The sequence below is a fragment of the Enterobacter sp. BIGb0383 genome (assembly GCF_003751845.1).
Classification (GTDB): Bacteria; Pseudomonadota; Gammaproteobacteria; order Enterobacterales; family Enterobacteriaceae; genus BIGb0383.
The window spans coordinates 185,337-200,599 of sequence record NZ_RJKQ01000005.1; the positions used below are offsets into that span (position 1 = coordinate 185,337).

Genomic DNA, 15,263 nt, shown 5'->3' on the forward strand with positions numbered 1-15,263 from the left:
TAACCCGCTTTTTTACGCTTAATCGCGGAAGTTTTTAAACTGGAATGGCTGTCCCAGATTGCCGCCGCGCACCAGCGCCATGGTCGCCTGCAGATCGTCGCGGGCTTTGCCCGTCACGCGCAGCTCTTCGCCCTGGATCTGGGTCTGGACTTTGATCTTGCTGTCTTTAATCAGCTTAACGATTTTCTTCGCCGTCGGGCTGTCGATACCCTGCTTAAGTTTGGCCTCGACGCTCCAGGTTTTACCGCTGTGCACGAACTCTTCCGGCACCTCGATAGACGCGCCTTCAATCCCGCGTTTCAGCAGCTTAGCGCGGAGGATATCCAGCAGCTGGTTGACCTGGAAATCGGATTCACTCAGCACCTTAATGGTCTGATTTTTCTCATTCAGGGCGAAAGAGGCTTCCACGTTACGAAAATCGAAACGGGTCTCCACTTCACGGCTGGCGTTGTCTACCGCATTCTGAACTTCCTGAAGATCGATTTCAGAGACAATATCAAAAGATGGCATGGGTTGTTCTCCCTCTATTTTTGTTGCGATGCATGATACCTTCAACCGGGCATAACACAACGAGTAATCACCTGAAGCCTGGCAGACAGCGCTATAATAGACAAAAAGCACCTGGCGCAGTTGCGGGTGAGGAGGAACAATGAAAGTTACCGTGCTGGGATGCGGTGCGCTGGGGCAGCTGTGGCTGACCGCACTGTGTAAACACGGCCACGAGGTTCAGGGCTGGCTACGCGTACCGCAGCCCTATTGCAGTGTGAATCTGATAGAAGAAGACGGGACGATTTTCAACGAGTCCCTGATCGCCAACGATCCGGATTTTCTGCTGCAGAGCGACCTGCTGCTGGTCACGCTCAAGGCATGGCAGGTTTCCGACGCCGTCAAAAGCCTGGCCGCACGTCTGCCATCCACCACGCCAATCCTGCTGATCCACAACGGTATGGGCACCGTCGATGAGCTGGCCGGTCTGCGTCAGCCGCTGCTGCTGGCGGCAACGACCCATGCCGCACGTCACGATGGTAACGTGATTATTCATGTTGCCAGCGGAACCACCCAGATAGGCCCGGCCAAACCCTACGAGCAGGACTACAGCGCGCTTGCCGATACCCTGCAGCATGTCCTGCCGGACGTCGCCTGGTACAACAGCATTCATACGCCCCTGTGGCGTAAGCTGGCGGTCAACTGCGTGATTAACCCGCTGACCGCCCTGCGCGACTGTACTAACGGTGAACTGCGCGACGAGCAGGTTCTGATAGAAGCCCTGTGTAGCGAAGTTGCGGCGGTGATGGCCCGTGAAGGCCACCATACCTCGACCGAAGATCTGCTGTACTATACCAACCAGGTTATTGAAAGCGCGGCAGAAAATACCTCTTCTATGCTACAGGACATTCGCGCACAGCGGCGCACGGAGCTGGACTACATCACCGGATATCTGATCCGTCGCGCGCGTGCGCACGGCGTACCGGTTCCTGAAAACACCCGCCTGTATGAGCTGGTAAAACGCAAGGAGAGTGAGTATGAGCGCGTCAGCACTGATATGCCTCGCCCCTGGTAGCGAAGAGACCGAAGCGGTCACCACCATCGACCTTCTGGTACGCGGTGGTATTCGCGTCACCACTGCCAGCGTCGCCAGCGATGGCGACCTGACCATCGTCTGCTCTCGCGGCGTACGCCTGCTGGCGGATGCTCCGCTGGTTACCGTCGCGGACGGAGACTACGACATTATCGTGCTGCCCGGCGGCCTTAAAGGCGCTGAATGCTTCCGGGACAGCCCGCTGCTGGTCGAAACCGTTAAACAGTTCCACCGCTCCGGACGTATTGTTGCCGCCATTTGCGCTGCGGCAGCCACCGTGCTGGTGCCGCACAATATTTTCCCCGTCGGCAATATGACCGGTTTTCCGACGCTGAAAGATAAAATCCCCGAAGAGCAGTGGATGGATAAGCGCGTGGTATGGGACCCGAGAGTAAACCTGCTGACCAGTCAGGGACCGGGAACCTCTATTGATTTCGCCCTGAAGATTATCGACCTGCTGGTCGGACAGAAAAAAGCCCACGAGGTCGCGTCACAGCTGGTGATCGCGGCCGGGATTTACAATCACTACGAAGAATAGAATAACAGTCTGCTGTTTAACGAGGTTTATTAATGAAAGGATTTCTGGCGGGAGCCGCAGCCCTGTTGCTGTCGTCTTCCGTACTGGCAAGTCAGGTAAAAATTAGCGAAATCAGTTACAACTACCCTGACAGTAAAGAGAAACAGTACCTTCTTCCCTGGGTCACGATAAAAGATAATCCGCAGGCCGCCCGTCGAATCAACGACTATATCTTTAGCCGTTTTGCCTCGCATCTCCCCGGTAAAGATCCTCAGGCGACGCTTAACCGCCTCGCGAAAGCCGGTATGGACCCGATAGCCAGCCTCTCCTGGTCGCGGGTAGAGACGACGCCACGGATCCTGACGCTGGATATTTTTGCCGAAGGCTGCGGTGCCTACTGTGAATCCTGGGATACCTTCCTGAGCTTTGACTTACGCAGCGGCACCCTGATCAACCTTGATGATGTGGTCACGCCGGACACCCGGACCCGGCTGAACGATCTCGTCAGAGCCGATGTACGCCAGCAAATCACCACCTTTGTTGCGCAGCAGAAGGCGCTGTCGACAGAGGAGCAGCGGCTCGAAGACGACGAATACGTTGATTATCAGGAATTCTATGCCTCCTGCCTGGCAAGAACCGAAACCGGGACGTACTACGCGAATGACTTCTCCCTGGCGAAAAACAACTTTGTTTTTCACAATGAGCGCTGCAGCAACCATGCCAGCCGGGCGCTGGATGAGCTGGACACCTTCACCAGCAAGGTTCCCGTTGCCGATATGCGCAGCCAGCTGACACCCTATGGTTTAAGCCTTCTTACCCCCGATTCCACCAGCACGGTAGCGCCGCCACCCTCGCTAAACGGACGCCTGTTATACGGTACGCTGGGTGAGAAAACGCCCGTAGTGCTGAATATTACCTGCCGCGAAACCTCGCTCGACGGAGCTTATTTCTACAGCCGTTTTGGCGCCGCCATTGAGCTGCACGGCACCTGCCCGACAGGCAGCGACCAGCCGTACGTCATGAAAACCTATAGCGAGGACGGCGTAACGGAGACGATTACTCTGACGCAGGCGGAAGGGAAATACATCGGCGAGTGGCACGCAGGTGACAAAGTTCTGCCGATTGAGTTTGCGCTGTTCTGAGCATAAAAAAAGCAGAGAAGGTCGCCCTTCTCTGCTTTTTTATCTTATCCGATAGTTACGGACGATATACCTTCACATTGGCAAAGCCCTGCTCGCGCAGATAGAGCGCCTGCAGACGGCTCATCACGCCGCGTTCGCACCACAGCAGCCAGGTTTTGCTCTGGTCGAGGTCGCCGAATTTGGTGCTCAGCTTATAGAACGGCAGGGAAACCACTTCCACACCCTCTACCTGTAGCGGCTTCTCATCCTGTTCGTCGATAGAACGAATATCGAGGATCGCATCGTTGGCACCGAAACCGCTGACGGTTTCCACTTCCACCACCTGCTCCTGCGTCTGATTCGCAATCTCGCGGATATCGATATTGCTGGCTTCCTGCACCACTTTATCGAGGATCGCAAAGTCGAAGTTCTGCTCTTCGGCTTCGATCTTCGCCTTCACCGCCTTCACAGTCGGGCTTTTGGAGATCACGCCGCAGTATTCCGGCATGGTGCGGGCAAAGTCGGCGGTGCCGATTTCACGCGCCAGATCGATAATGTGCTCTTTATCGTGAGAGATCAGCGGGCGCAGGATCAGCGTATCGGAGACGTTGTCGATCAGACGCAGGTTGGTCAGGGTCTGGCTTGAGACCTGGCCGAGAGCCTCGCCGGTCACCAGCGCCTGCACGCCATAGCGTTCAGCCACCTGGGATGCGGCACGGACCATCATACGTTTCAGCACCACGCCCATCTGGCCGTCTTCGACCTTTTCGAGGATCTCACCGACCACTGGCTCAAAGTTGATCGCCACAAAGCGCACCTTATGGGAGCTGCTGTAGCGGTTCCACAGGTAGTGAGCCACCTGACGCACGCCGATTTCATGGGCCGCACCGCCAAGGTTAAAGAAGCAGTAGTGCACGCGACAGCCGCGACGCATCAGCATATAGCTGGAGACGCCGGAGTCGAAGCCGCCTGAAATCAGGGACAGCACGTCTTCCTGAGTCCCCAGCGGGTAGCCGCCAATGCATTCGTAACGGCCTTTCACCAGCAGGACGCGATCGTTTTCAATTTCCAGATTCACGGTAACGTCAGGATGGGTCAGCTTCACCTTCGCGGATTCAATATGCTGATTCAGTCCGCCGCCGATGTAACGTTCAGCGTCAATGGAAGAGAACTCATGCTTACCGCGGCGTTTAATACGCACGCAGAAGGTTTTGCCTTCGAGCTGGTCACGGTAGAGCGCGAGGGCTTTCTCAAAGATATCGTGCAGGGAGGTGAAGGCTTCGTCCTCCACTTCCAGAATATGGTGGATCCCCGGAATACGGGTCAGGGCCTCACGAATGGCTAAACGCTGATTTTCGTCCTTCGCACGGACTTCAATATGATCCCAGTGGCGAACCACAGCGAGGGTTTCATCGTAGGGTTTCAGAACGTTACGAATGTTGCCGGTCAACACTTTAATAAAGCGCAAACGCACAGATTGGCTTTTGATGGTGATTTCCGGGAACAATTTAATGATAAACTTCATGGCGACAATTAGGTTCGTTGGCAAGCCCGCAGGGGCTTTAGCAAGTAAGCGGTACTGCAGCGCACAGAGGTGCCTGCATCCAGGACGCGCAAGTATACCACCAACGCATAGTCCCTGTGCACTTTGGGGCGAGTGTTATTTAATAACCGCCGGGATTTCGCTACCATACGCGCTATCGCGTTACAGAAGAGTCAGACATTCACTATGCCGAAAAAAAATGAAGCGCCAGCCAGTTTCGAAACCGCGCTGACCGAACTCGAAAGCATCGTTACCCGCCTGGAAAGTGGCGATCTGCCGCTGGAAGAGGCGCTGAATCAGTTTGAACGCGGCGTGCAGCTTGCCCGCCAGGGTCAGTCTAAACTGCAGCAGGCAGAACAGCGCGTGCAGATCCTGCTGTCTGACACCGAAGACGCCCCGCTTTCGCCCTTCAGTCCGGACGCCGAATAAATGCACTTCAGCGAACAGTTAAATTCCTGCGTTGATCGGGCCAATGCCGCGCTGCGCCGCTTTATCGAGCCGCAGCCCTTTCAGAACACTCCGCTGGTTGAAGCGATGCACTATGGCGCATTATTAGGCGGTAAGCGTCTGCGTCCTTTCCTGGTGTACGCCACCGGCAATATGTTTGGCGTTAGCCTGACGACCCTTGACGCGCCCGCCGCCGCCGTTGAGTGTATCCACGCCTACTCGCTGATGCATGACGACCTCCCGGCGATGGACGATGACGATTTACGCCGCGGCCAGCCAACCTGCCATATTAAATTTGGCGAAGCGAACGCGATTCTGGCCGGCGATGCGTTGCAGACTCTGGCCTTCTCCATCCTGAGCGATGCAGAGATGCCGGAAGTCGCGGATCGCGACAGGCTGGCGATGGTCTCTGAGCTGGCGCAGGCCAGCGGCGTTGCCGGTATGTGCGGCGGCCAGGCGCTGGATCTTGAAGCCGAAGGCAAAGCGCAGGTAAGTCTCGCAGAGCTGGAGCGTATTCACCGCCATAAAACCGGCGCGTTAATCCGTGCGGCGGTAAGACTGGGTGCGCTAAGCGCCGGTGCTCGCGGCCGTGAAGCGCTGCCACTGCTGGATAGCTATGCCGAAAGCATCGGTCTGGCCTTCCAGGTTCAGGATGACATTCTCGACGTGGTGGGGGATACTGCGACGCTCGGAAAACGCCAGGGTGCTGACCAGCAGCTTGGCAAGAGCACCTATCCCGCACTACTGGGCCTTGAGCAAGCCCGTAATAAAGCCCGTGATCTGATTGCCGATGCGAACCGGTCCCTTGCCGAACTGGCCGCGCAATCCCTTGATACCACGGCACTGGAAGCGCTAGCGGACTATATAATCCAGCGTAATAAATAAACAATACCTTCCATCCCTCAGGCCGCCTGAAAGATGAGTAGTGTAAAAACACCGCGATGAGTCTCTGATGAGTTTTGATATTGCCAAATACCCGACGCTGGCACTGGTGGACTCCACCCAGGATCTGCGCCTGCTGCCGAAAGAGAGCCTGCCGAAGCTGTGCGACGAACTGCGTCGCTATCTGCTCGACAGCGTGAGCCGCTCCAGCGGGCACTTTGCCTCCGGGCTTGGCACGGTGGAACTCACCGTCGCGCTGCACTATGTCTATAACACGCCGTTCGATAAGCTGATCTGGGACGTGGGTCACCAGGCCTATCCGCATAAGATCCTCACCGGGCGTCGCGACAAAATTGGCACTATCCGTCAGAAAGGCGGTCTGCATCCGTTCCCGTGGCGCGAAGAGAGCGAGTATGACGTGCTCAGCGTCGGCCACTCCTCCACTTCCATCTCCGCCGGTATCGGTATCGCGGTTGCCGCAGCCAAAGAGGGCAAACAGCGCCGCACGGTCTGTGTGATTGGCGACGGTGCGATCACCGCCGGTATGGCTTTTGAGGCCATGAACCACGCCGGGGATATCCGCCCGGATATGCTGGTGGTGCTGAATGACAACGAAATGTCGATTTCGGAGAACGTCGGCGCGCTGAATAATCATCTGGCGCAGCTGCTCTCCGGCAAGCTCTACTCTTCCCTGCGCGAAGGCGGCAAAAAAGTCTTCTCCGGCGTACCGCCGATTAAAGAGCTGCTGAAACGCACCGAAGAACATATTAAAGGAATGGTGGTGCCTGGCACCCTGTTCGAAGAGCTGGGCTTTAACTATATCGGCCCGGTTGACGGTCACGACGTGCAGGGTCTGGTTAATACCCTGAAGAATATGCGCGACCTTAAAGGCCCGCAGTTCCTGCATATTATGACCAAAAAAGGGCGCGGCTATGAGCCGGCAGAAAAAGACCCGATCACCTTCCACGCGGTGCCAAAGTTTGACCACACCAGCGGGGTGCTGCCGAAAAGCAGCGGCGGTCTGCCCTCCTACTCGAAAATTTTCGGTGACTGGCTGTGCGAAACAGCCGCCCGTGATAACAAGCTGATGGCGATCACGCCTGCCATGCGCGAAGGCTCCGGCATGGTGGAGTTCTCACGCCGTCATCCGGATCAGTATTTTGACGTAGCGATCGCCGAGCAGCACGCGGTGACCTTTGCCGCCGGTCTTGCCATCGGCGGCTACAAGCCGGTGGTGGCGATCTACTCCACATTCCTGCAGCGCGCCTACGATCAGGTGATTCATGATGTGGCGATCCAGAAGCTGCCGGTGCTGTTCGCCATCGACCGTGCCGGTATCGTCGGTGCCGACGGCCAGACGCACCAGGGCGCGTTTGATATCTCCTATCTGCGCTGCATCCCGGAAATGGTGATTATGACCCCGAGCGACGAGAACGAATGTCGCCAGATGCTGTTTACCGGCTACCACTATCAGCAGGGACCGAGCGCGGTGCGCTACCCGCGTGGCACCGGCACCGGTGCCGAGCTGCAGCCGCTGGAAAAGATGCCAATAGGCAAAGGTCTGGTAAAACGTCAGGGTGAAAACGTCGCGATCCTCTGCTTCGGCACGCTGCTCACAGAGGCCGCCGTTGCAGCAGAAAACCTTAATGCCACCCTCGTCGATATGCGCTTTGTTAAGCCGCTCGATGAGGCGCTGATCCTGGAGATGGCCGCCCGTCACGACTCGCTGGTGACCGTGGAAGAGAACGCCATTATCGGCGGCGCGGGCAGCGGCGTTAACGAGGTACTGATGTCCCGCCGTAAAGTCGTACCGGTGCTCAACCTCGGCCTGCCGGACAGCTTTGTTCCTCAGGGCAGCCAGGAAGAAGCCCGCGCTGAGCTGGGTCTCGACGCCGCCGGTATTGAAGCCCGCATCCGCAGCTGGCTTGCCTGATCCTTTCCCTCTTTCCGCTCCTGCTATGCTTAAGGATAATGTTTTAAGCAACCAGCCGGAGCGGAACCATGAAATACAATCAATTAGGAACGACCGACCTTAACGTTTCCCGTCTTTGCCTGGGCTGTATGACCTTTGGCGAGCCGGACCGGGGCAAACACGCCTGGACCCTGCCGGAAGAGAGCAGCCGCCCGATTATCCAGCGTGCCCTCGAAGGCGGCATCAACTTCTTCGACACCGCCAACAGCTACTCCGACGGCAGCAGCGAAGAGATTGTTGGCCGGGCGCTGCGCGACTTCGCCCGCCGCGACGAGGTGGTAGTGGCCACCAAGGTCTATCACCAGGTCGGCGACCTGGCGGAGGGCCTCTCCCGGGCGCAGATCCTGCGCTCTGTCGACGACAGCCTGCGCCGTCTGGGCATGGAGTACATTGACCTGCTGCAGATCCACCGCTGGGACTACAACACGCCCCTCGAAGAGACGCTGCAGGCGCTGGATGAAGTGGTTAAAGCCGGTAAGGTTCGTTATCTCGGCGCGTCATCTATGCACCCGGAGCAGTTCGCCCAGGCTCTGACGCTGCAGGCGGAAAACGGCCTGGGCCGCTTTGTCACCATGCAGGATCACTACAATCTGATCTATCGCGAAGAAGAAGAGGCCATGCTGCCGCTCTGCTATCGGGAGAAGGTGGCGGTGATCCCCTGGAGCCCGCTGGCCCGTGGTCGCCTGACCCGCCCATGGGGTGAAACCACCGCCCGACTGGTCTCGGATGAGTTTGGTCAGACCCTCTATAACGCCACCGATGCCAACGACGCGCAGATTGCCGAACGCCTGACGGGGGTTGCCGAAGAGACCGGTGCCACACGAGCACAGGTCGCGCTGGCCTGGCTGCTTAGCAAACCGGGCATTGCGGCACCGATAGTGGGTACTTCGCGTGAAGAGCAGCTGGAGGAGCTATTGCAGGCGGTCGATCTGACGCTGACCCAGGTCCAGATCGCCGAGCTGGAGACGCCCTATCAGCGACATCCCCAGGTCGGGTTTAAGTAAACACCAGGCGCCAGCGTTGCTGGCGCGTGATTCACTTCGCCTCTGCAGGCTGTAGCGACGCCTCTCTCTGGCGTTGCTGCTCCAGCTCCAGAGCGCCGCGATGGGAAAGGTAGCAAAACAGAATGCAGCAGAGGATCCCACCCATCAACAGATAGAAGCCACCGTGCCAGCCCATTTTATCAACCATCACGCCAAACAGGCTGGTGCCCAAAGATGCGCCAAAGATATAGCTCATAAACCCGCGCAGGCCGACGGCGGAACCAACAGCAAAGCTGGGCACAATCTCCATGGTCTGTACCGATGCCAGGAATTGCGGCACGTAGATCAGGCAGCCCACCACGGCGGCAAATACGGTGACCATCAGCAGGGATTCACTTTTCCAGTAGCCGATCAGACAGACGAAAATCAGCGCCATACAGATCATCGCTAACGGCATCCGGCGGCCTTTAAACAGCTTGTCCGTTAGCCAGCCTGCCAGCAGCGTTGAGGGAATAGCTGCCCATTCAAAAAACAGAAACGCCACGCTCATCTGCTCTTTTGAAAAATGCTTTTCCGTCAGAAGATAGATCGGCAGCCAACTGATCATGCCGAAACGCACCATATAGACAAAAACATCCACCAGCGAAACGTACCAGGCATTTTTATTGCGCAATACGTAGGTACAAAATATCTGGAAGGCGCTCATGTTTTCCGGGGCGCTAACGGTGGGCTGATGACTCAGCACGACCTTCTCTTCCGGCATCATCTCTTCCAGCGAGGGAAGCCCTTCCTCACGCGGTGAACCTTTGCCGAGCGCCAGCACAATCAGCGCGAAAAGTACCGCTACGCAGGCAGGCACAATGTAGCTGGCGCTTTGCCAGTGCTCGTTGCCCAGAATAGCGAATGCCGCACCGACAATCGGCGCAACCACACCGCCGCCGATATTATGCGAAATATTCCAGAATGCACCGACACGGCCTCGCTCCCGACGCGGGAACCAGTTGGCGATGGTAATAAACGAGGGACCGACGCCCATGCCCTGGAACAGCCCGTTGAGGACCACCAGCGCGACGAAGATCCAGAATGCGTTACTGAAGCCCAGCCCCACGTTAACAATCGCACATAGCACCAGGCCGCAGGCCATAAAGACTTTAGGGCTGGCCTTATCCGCCAGGCTGCTCATGACGCCTTTACTGATCCCATAGGCAATCAGCATGCAGCTACTGAGCAGGCCGATTTGCGTGGCGCTGAGATCCAGCTGCTCTTTTAGCCAGGGCGTCGATAAGGTGAAGTTATTGCGCACAATATAGTACGCCAGATAGCCCATAAATACGCTAAGCAGCGCCTGTATACGGTATCGCCCATAGGTTTCCTGAATTTTATCTTCTGCTACTGCCCTTGCTGATTGCCTTTTTTTTAGTATCGATAGCATGTCATCACCTGTATTCTGCATTGAAAATAAACGTCCGTCTTATTTAGCAGGCAGGATTCAGCAAACGAGAGTAAAACTCAAGTGATGAAAATGTGTCAAAAATGACACAAAAAACTGATTTATAAGGATATTTTTAACACAAAATGAAATCAAATGCTGACTAAACAAAACGCTTTGTGCGGCGGATAGCAAATTTACACTGCGTTGTTTGATAGTCTTTCTCCTTATTTCATGGACGGGTTAATTTTGTCTCAGGATTATTTTATTAATAGAGTGATATTTATGAACCGCCTCACACTCCCGCGCCGCCATATTAGTGGAAAGGTTATTAGCGCCCTCCTTTTAGGGCTGTTAATTCTCAGGCCAACGTCGGCACTCAGTGATGAACTGGTCATGGCAACGACATTTTCGCCCGGTGCGACGGCGTGGATTATCCAGCACTGGCAGAAAGCTCCTGGCGCGGTCAGGATCCGTACGCTCAATCGCACCAGCGCGTCACTGGAACGGCTGCTTGATACGGAGGGGGAAAATGTCGACCTGATTCTGACCTCCTCGCCGATGCTGCTCCAGCATCTTCAGGAACATCAAAAGCTCGCGCCTTTTGAGGGCGCCCCGCAGGACAATCAGCGCCTGGTGCCGGAATCTATTCGTGCAACGTCGGTGGCCGTGGCCATATCAGGCTTTGGTTTACTGATTAACCACTCCGCGCTGGCGGCCAGACAGCTTTCGCCGCCCGATAACTGGGAGGCCCTGGGCCATCCAGGGTATCAGGGCGCGCTGCTGATGAGCAGCCCCTCGCGTTCGGATACCAGCCATCTGATGGTCGAAGCCCTGCTGCAACAAAAAGGCTGGGCGGAAGGATGGGAAACCCTGCTGACCAGCGCGGGCAATCTGGTCACCATTTCGTCCCGCAGCTTTGGCGTCGCCGACAAAGTCAAAAGCGGATCGGGCGTGGCCGGCCCGGTGATTGATAACTATGCCAATCTGCTGCTCAGCGATCCGAATCTCTCCTTTCTCTATTTCCCTCAGTCGGCAGCATCGCCGACCTATATTGCCGTTCTTAAAAACAGCCAGCGAAACAGCGAAGCGCGGCGCTTTATCCGCTACCTGCTAAGCCCGGCGGGACAGCAAGTTCTGGCCGATGCCAATACCGGAAAATACCCGATCGCGCCGCTGGAAGCCGACAATCCCCGTTCGGTGCAGCAAAGGCGTCTGCTCAGTCAGCCGCCGCTCGACTACCGGCTGATCCTTAAACGTCAGCAGCTGGTGCAGCGGATGTTCGATACGGCGATCAGCTTCCGTCTTGCCCAGCTAAAGGATGCCTGGCGGGCGCTGCATAGCGCCGAAGCCCGGCTGAAACACCCGCTGCCCGCTATCCGCACGCTGCTGACCAGCGTCCCCGTCGATGCGGCGAGCAGTGAAGATGAGGCCTGGCTGGCGCAGTTCGATAATAAACGTTTTGCCGAGCAGCAGATGATGGAGTGGCAGTTCTGGTTTCTCAGAAACCAGCGCCTGGCGATTACCCGGCTGGAAGAGTTGAAATGACGCGGGGATCGGGATGGCAGCACAGTATCAGCGGCAGCCTGCGGGGCGCGTTTCTGGTGGGGGCGCTGCTGACGCTCGTTGTCAGCGGTGCCAGCCTGTACTCCCTGCACGAGCAGAGCGCTCAGACACGCTACTCGCTGGATGATTACTTTCCCCGTATTCATTCTGCGTTTCTGATCGAGGGAAACCTGAACCTGGTGGTCGATCAGCTTAATGAATTCCTGCTGGCGCCGAATACCACCGTCCGCCTGCAGCTACGCAAACAGATCGTTCAGCATCTGGATAAAATTGAGCAGCTCAGTCAGGGGCTACAGCGGGCAGAACGGCAGCAGCTCACGGAGATCTTACAGGAGAGCCACACGCTGCTGTCCGGGCTGGATCGGGTGCTCTATAACCTGTTTCTGGTGCGGGAAAAGGTGGCGGAGCTGTCGGCGCGGGTTAACTGGCTCCATGAGGACTTCACCAGCGAGATGAACTCGCTGGTACAGGATTTTACCTGGCAGCAGGGCACGCTGCTGGATCAGATAGAAGCGCAAAAAGGGGATGCCGCGCAGTACCTGAAGCGCTCCCGTGAAGTCCAGGACGAACAGCAGCAGGTCTACACCCTGGCGAGAATAGAAAACCAGATTGTCGATGATCTGCGCGACCGTCTTAATGCGCTGCAGTCCGATAATGACGACGACATTCAGGTCGAGACGCACATTCGTTATCTTCAGAATCTGAAGCAGACGGCAGATGAAAACATCCGCACGCTGAACAACTGGCCCAGCACCATCACGCTACGACAGACGATCGATGAGCTGCTGGATATAGGGATGGTAAAAAACAGAATGCCGGATACCCTGCGCGACTATGTAGCGGCCAGGCGGGCGCTGGTAGAGGCCAGCCGCGCCAGAGAGATAACGCTGGGCCGCTTTCGTACGCTGCTTGAGGCTCAGCTGGGAAGTAGCCACCGGCAGATGCAGATGCTGAACCAGCGGATGGAACAGACGGTCCGCATCAGCAGTGGATTAATTCTGGTCGCGACGCTGCTGGCGCTGCTGCTGGCGTGGGGACTGAACCACTATTTTATCCGCTCGCGGCTGGTGAAGCGTTTTACGGTATTAAACCAGGCCGTCGTGCAAATTGGTCTCGGCAGGACCGACGCCACCATTCCGGTTTACGGACCGGATGAACTGGGGAGGATCGCCCGTTTGCTGCGTCGCACGCTGGGCCAGCTTAATGCGCAAAAGCGGCAGCTGGAGCAGGAGATCGCCGAGCGCAAACAGATAGAATCCGATCTGCGGGCAACCCAGGATGAACTTATCCAGACAGCAAAACTGGCCGTCGTGGGACAGACAATGACGACGCTGGCGCACGAGATAAACCAGCCCCTTAATGCGCTATCAATGTACCTTTTCACCGCGGGGCGCGCCGTTGACCATGGGCAATCCGATCTGGCAAGAACAACCCTGGGCAAAGCGGAGCGTCTGATTAATCGCATTGATGCCATTATCCGCTCGCTGCGTCAGTTCACCCGCCGGGCGGAGCTGGATACACCGCTCTATCCGGTTGATATCCGGCAAACGCTCACCGCCGCATGGGAATTACTGGCGATGCGCCACAGGTCGCAGCCGGGCATGCTCTCACTGCCCGCCGACGCGGTGTGGGTCAGGGGCGATGAGGTGCGCATTCAGCAGGTGCTGGTCAACGTTCTGAAAAATGCCCTCGACGCCTGCCCGACCCGGGCTCAAATTACGGTGAGCTGGCAAACGGAAGGCCGTAAGCTGCGCGTTTTTATCACGGATAATGGCCCCGGCTGGCCGGTGGCATTACTCCCCTCTTTACTGAAACCCTTCACCACCAGCAAGGCCGTCGGCCTCGGGATTGGCCTGTCGATCTGCGTATCGTTAATGACGCAGATGGAGGGCGAGCTGTTTCTCGCCTCAACGCCAGCGCGCAATGCCTGCGTGGTACTGCAATTCACGTTATCGGATGTAAAAGATGCGACCTCATGACTGTTCGATTCTGCTCATTGATGATGATGCCGATGTACTGGACGCTTATACCCAACTGCTGGAACAGGGGGGCTACCGCGTCTGCGCCTGTGATAATCCCTTTACGGCGCAGGCCTGGCTTCAGCCAGACTGGCCGGGTATTGTCCTGAGCGATGTCTGCATGCCCGGCTGTTCCGGCATTGACCTGATGACCCTGTTTCATCAACAGGATAAACAGCTGCCCGTCCTGCTGATCACCGGCCACGGCGATGTGCCTATGGCCGTCGACGCGGTTAAGAAAGGGGCCTGGGATTTTCTGCAAAAGCCGGTCGATCCGGCTCAGCTGCTCTCGCGAATTGCAGAGGCCTTACGTCAACGTGCGTCGGTTATCGCCCGCCGCCAGCGCTGTCAGGAGACATTGCTGGCCGAACTGATTGGCGAGAGCGAATGGCTGCATCACTACCGTCAGCGTCTGCAGCAGCTGGCGGAAACCGATATCGCCGTCTGGTTTTATGGCGAGCCGGGCACCGGACGCATGACCGGCGCGCGCTATCTGCATCAGCTGGGGCGCAGCGCGCAGGGACCGCTTATTCGCTGTGAGCTGACCGGCAATAGCGCCCCCTTGCTCAACGACTATATCGCTCAGGCGCAGGGCGGCACGCTCGTGCTAAGTCATATTGCGTGTCTGACGCGCGATCAGCAGCATCATCTGGTTCATTTGCAGAGCCTGGAGCAACGCCCTTTCCGACTGATTGCCATCGGAGACACGCCGCTGGTGGAGCTGGCGGCAACCCAGCAGATCGCGGCGGAGCTCTACGCCTGTTTTACGCTAACCCAGATAGCCTGCCAGCCTCTGGCGAAGCGGCCGGACGACTTTGCCCCGCTGTTCCGGCACTATCTGAAAAAAGCCTGCCTGCGCCTGAATCACCCGGTTCCGGACGTGGATAACAACCTGCTAAAAAGATTGATGCATCGCACCTGGCCCAGCAATGTCCGGGAGCTGGCGAATGCGGCTGAACTGCTGGCCGTCGGCGTTTTACCGTTGGCGGAAACGCCCCATCCACAGCGACATCAGGCAGAGCCCGCGCCGCTGGATCGGCGGGTCGAAGAGTACGAGCGGCAGATCATCACCGACGCGCTAAATATCCATCAGGGACGCATTAACGACGTCGCGGAGCATCTGCATATCCCGCGTAAGAAGCTTTATCTGAGAATGAAAAAGTATGGTCTGAGCAAGGAGCACTATAAGTTCTGAACGGCGGTCAG

Annotated in this window: 13 protein-coding genes; 10 read left to right on the forward strand and 3 right to left on the reverse strand. The window is 57.1% G+C overall.

The genetic code is table 11. The features are described 5' to 3' along the window. Positions 1-18: 18 nt before the first annotated feature. A complete protein-coding gene (locus EDF81_RS20915; RefSeq protein WP_123350090.1) occupies positions 19-510 on the reverse strand; it encodes a YajQ family cyclic di-GMP-binding protein in 492 nt (163 codons plus the stop codon). A 139-nt stretch (positions 511-649) separates the two neighbouring features. Between EDF81_RS20915 and panE the strand changes: the two genes are divergently transcribed. Genes panE through EDF81_RS20930 form a run of 3 tightly spaced genes read left to right on the forward strand, consistent with a single transcriptional unit; the run spans position 650 to position 3,238 of the window. After that, positions 650-1,561, forward strand: coding sequence for a 2-dehydropantoate 2-reductase (gene panE, locus EDF81_RS20920; RefSeq protein WP_123350091.1), 912 nt, complete (start codon positions 650-652; stop codon positions 1,559-1,561). Beyond that, complete coding sequence (yajL, locus tag EDF81_RS20925; RefSeq protein ID WP_123350092.1) at positions 1,524-2,117, forward strand: protein deglycase YajL; 594 nt, start codon at positions 1,524-1,526, stop codon at positions 2,115-2,117. The genes panE and yajL overlap by 38 nt, the downstream gene beginning before the upstream one ends. A 32-nt stretch (positions 2,118-2,149) precedes the next feature. After that, on the forward strand, positions 2,150-3,238 hold the full coding sequence (locus EDF81_RS20930; RefSeq protein WP_123350093.1) for a hypothetical protein: 1,089 nt from the start codon (positions 2,150-2,152) through the stop codon (positions 3,236-3,238). Positions 3,239-3,293: 55 nt separating this feature from the next. Here the strand turns inward: EDF81_RS20930 and thiI are convergent, their stop codons facing one another. Next, positions 3,294-4,742 (reverse strand): tRNA uracil 4-sulfurtransferase ThiI, encoded by a 1,449-nt coding sequence (gene thiI, locus EDF81_RS20935; RefSeq protein WP_123350094.1) that lies wholly within the window; start codon positions 4,740-4,742, stop codon positions 3,294-3,296. A gap of 204 nt (positions 4,743-4,946) precedes the next feature. Here thiI and xseB point away from each other — a divergent pair, with 204 nt between their 5' ends. From xseB to EDF81_RS20955, 4 genes are all read left to right on the forward strand, one after another. Continuing rightward, a complete protein-coding gene (gene xseB / locus EDF81_RS20940) occupies positions 4,947-5,189 on the forward strand; it encodes an exodeoxyribonuclease VII small subunit (protein WP_123350095.1) in 243 nt (80 codons plus the stop codon). Then, complete coding sequence (gene ispA, locus EDF81_RS20945; RefSeq protein WP_123350096.1) at positions 5,190-6,092, forward strand: (2E,6E)-farnesyl diphosphate synthase; 903 nt, start codon at positions 5,190-5,192, stop codon at positions 6,090-6,092. A gap of 67 nt (positions 6,093-6,159) precedes the next feature. Then, entirely contained in the window at positions 6,160-8,022 is a 1,863-nt protein-coding gene (dxs, locus tag EDF81_RS20950) for a 1-deoxy-D-xylulose-5-phosphate synthase (protein WP_123350097.1), read from the forward strand. Positions 8,023-8,090: 68 nt separating this feature from the next. Further along, entirely contained in the window at positions 8,091-9,065 is a 975-nt protein-coding gene (locus tag EDF81_RS20955; RefSeq protein WP_123350098.1) for an aldo/keto reductase, read from the forward strand. 31 nt (positions 9,066-9,096) lie between these two features. On the opposite strand, the gene pgtP is transcribed toward EDF81_RS20955, so the two are convergent. Further along, entirely contained in the window at positions 9,097-10,476 is a 1,380-nt protein-coding gene (pgtP, locus tag EDF81_RS20960; protein ID WP_123350099.1) for a phosphoglycerate transporter PgtP, read from the reverse strand. A 393-nt stretch (positions 10,477-10,869) separates the two neighbouring features. On the opposite strand from pgtP, the gene pgtC reads away from it, so the two are divergent. The 3 genes from pgtC to EDF81_RS20975 are packed head-to-tail and all read left to right on the forward strand — an operon-like array spanning position 10,870 to position 15,252. Then, entirely contained in the window at positions 10,870-12,021 is a 1,152-nt protein-coding gene (pgtC, locus tag EDF81_RS20965) for a phosphoglycerate transport regulator PgtC (RefSeq protein WP_260232744.1), read from the forward strand. Further along, positions 12,018-14,018, forward strand: a complete 2,001-nt coding sequence (gene pgtB / locus EDF81_RS20970; protein WP_123350101.1) for a two-component system sensor histidine kinase PgtB — start codon at positions 12,018-12,020, stop codon at positions 14,016-14,018. The genes pgtC and pgtB overlap by 4 nt, the downstream gene beginning before the upstream one ends. Then, complete coding sequence (locus tag EDF81_RS20975) at positions 14,005-15,252, forward strand: two-component system response regulator PgtA (RefSeq protein WP_123350102.1); 1,248 nt, start codon at positions 14,005-14,007, stop codon at positions 15,250-15,252. Before pgtB ends, EDF81_RS20975 begins: the two co-directional genes overlap by 14 nt. Positions 15,253-15,263: the final 11 nt, after the last annotated feature.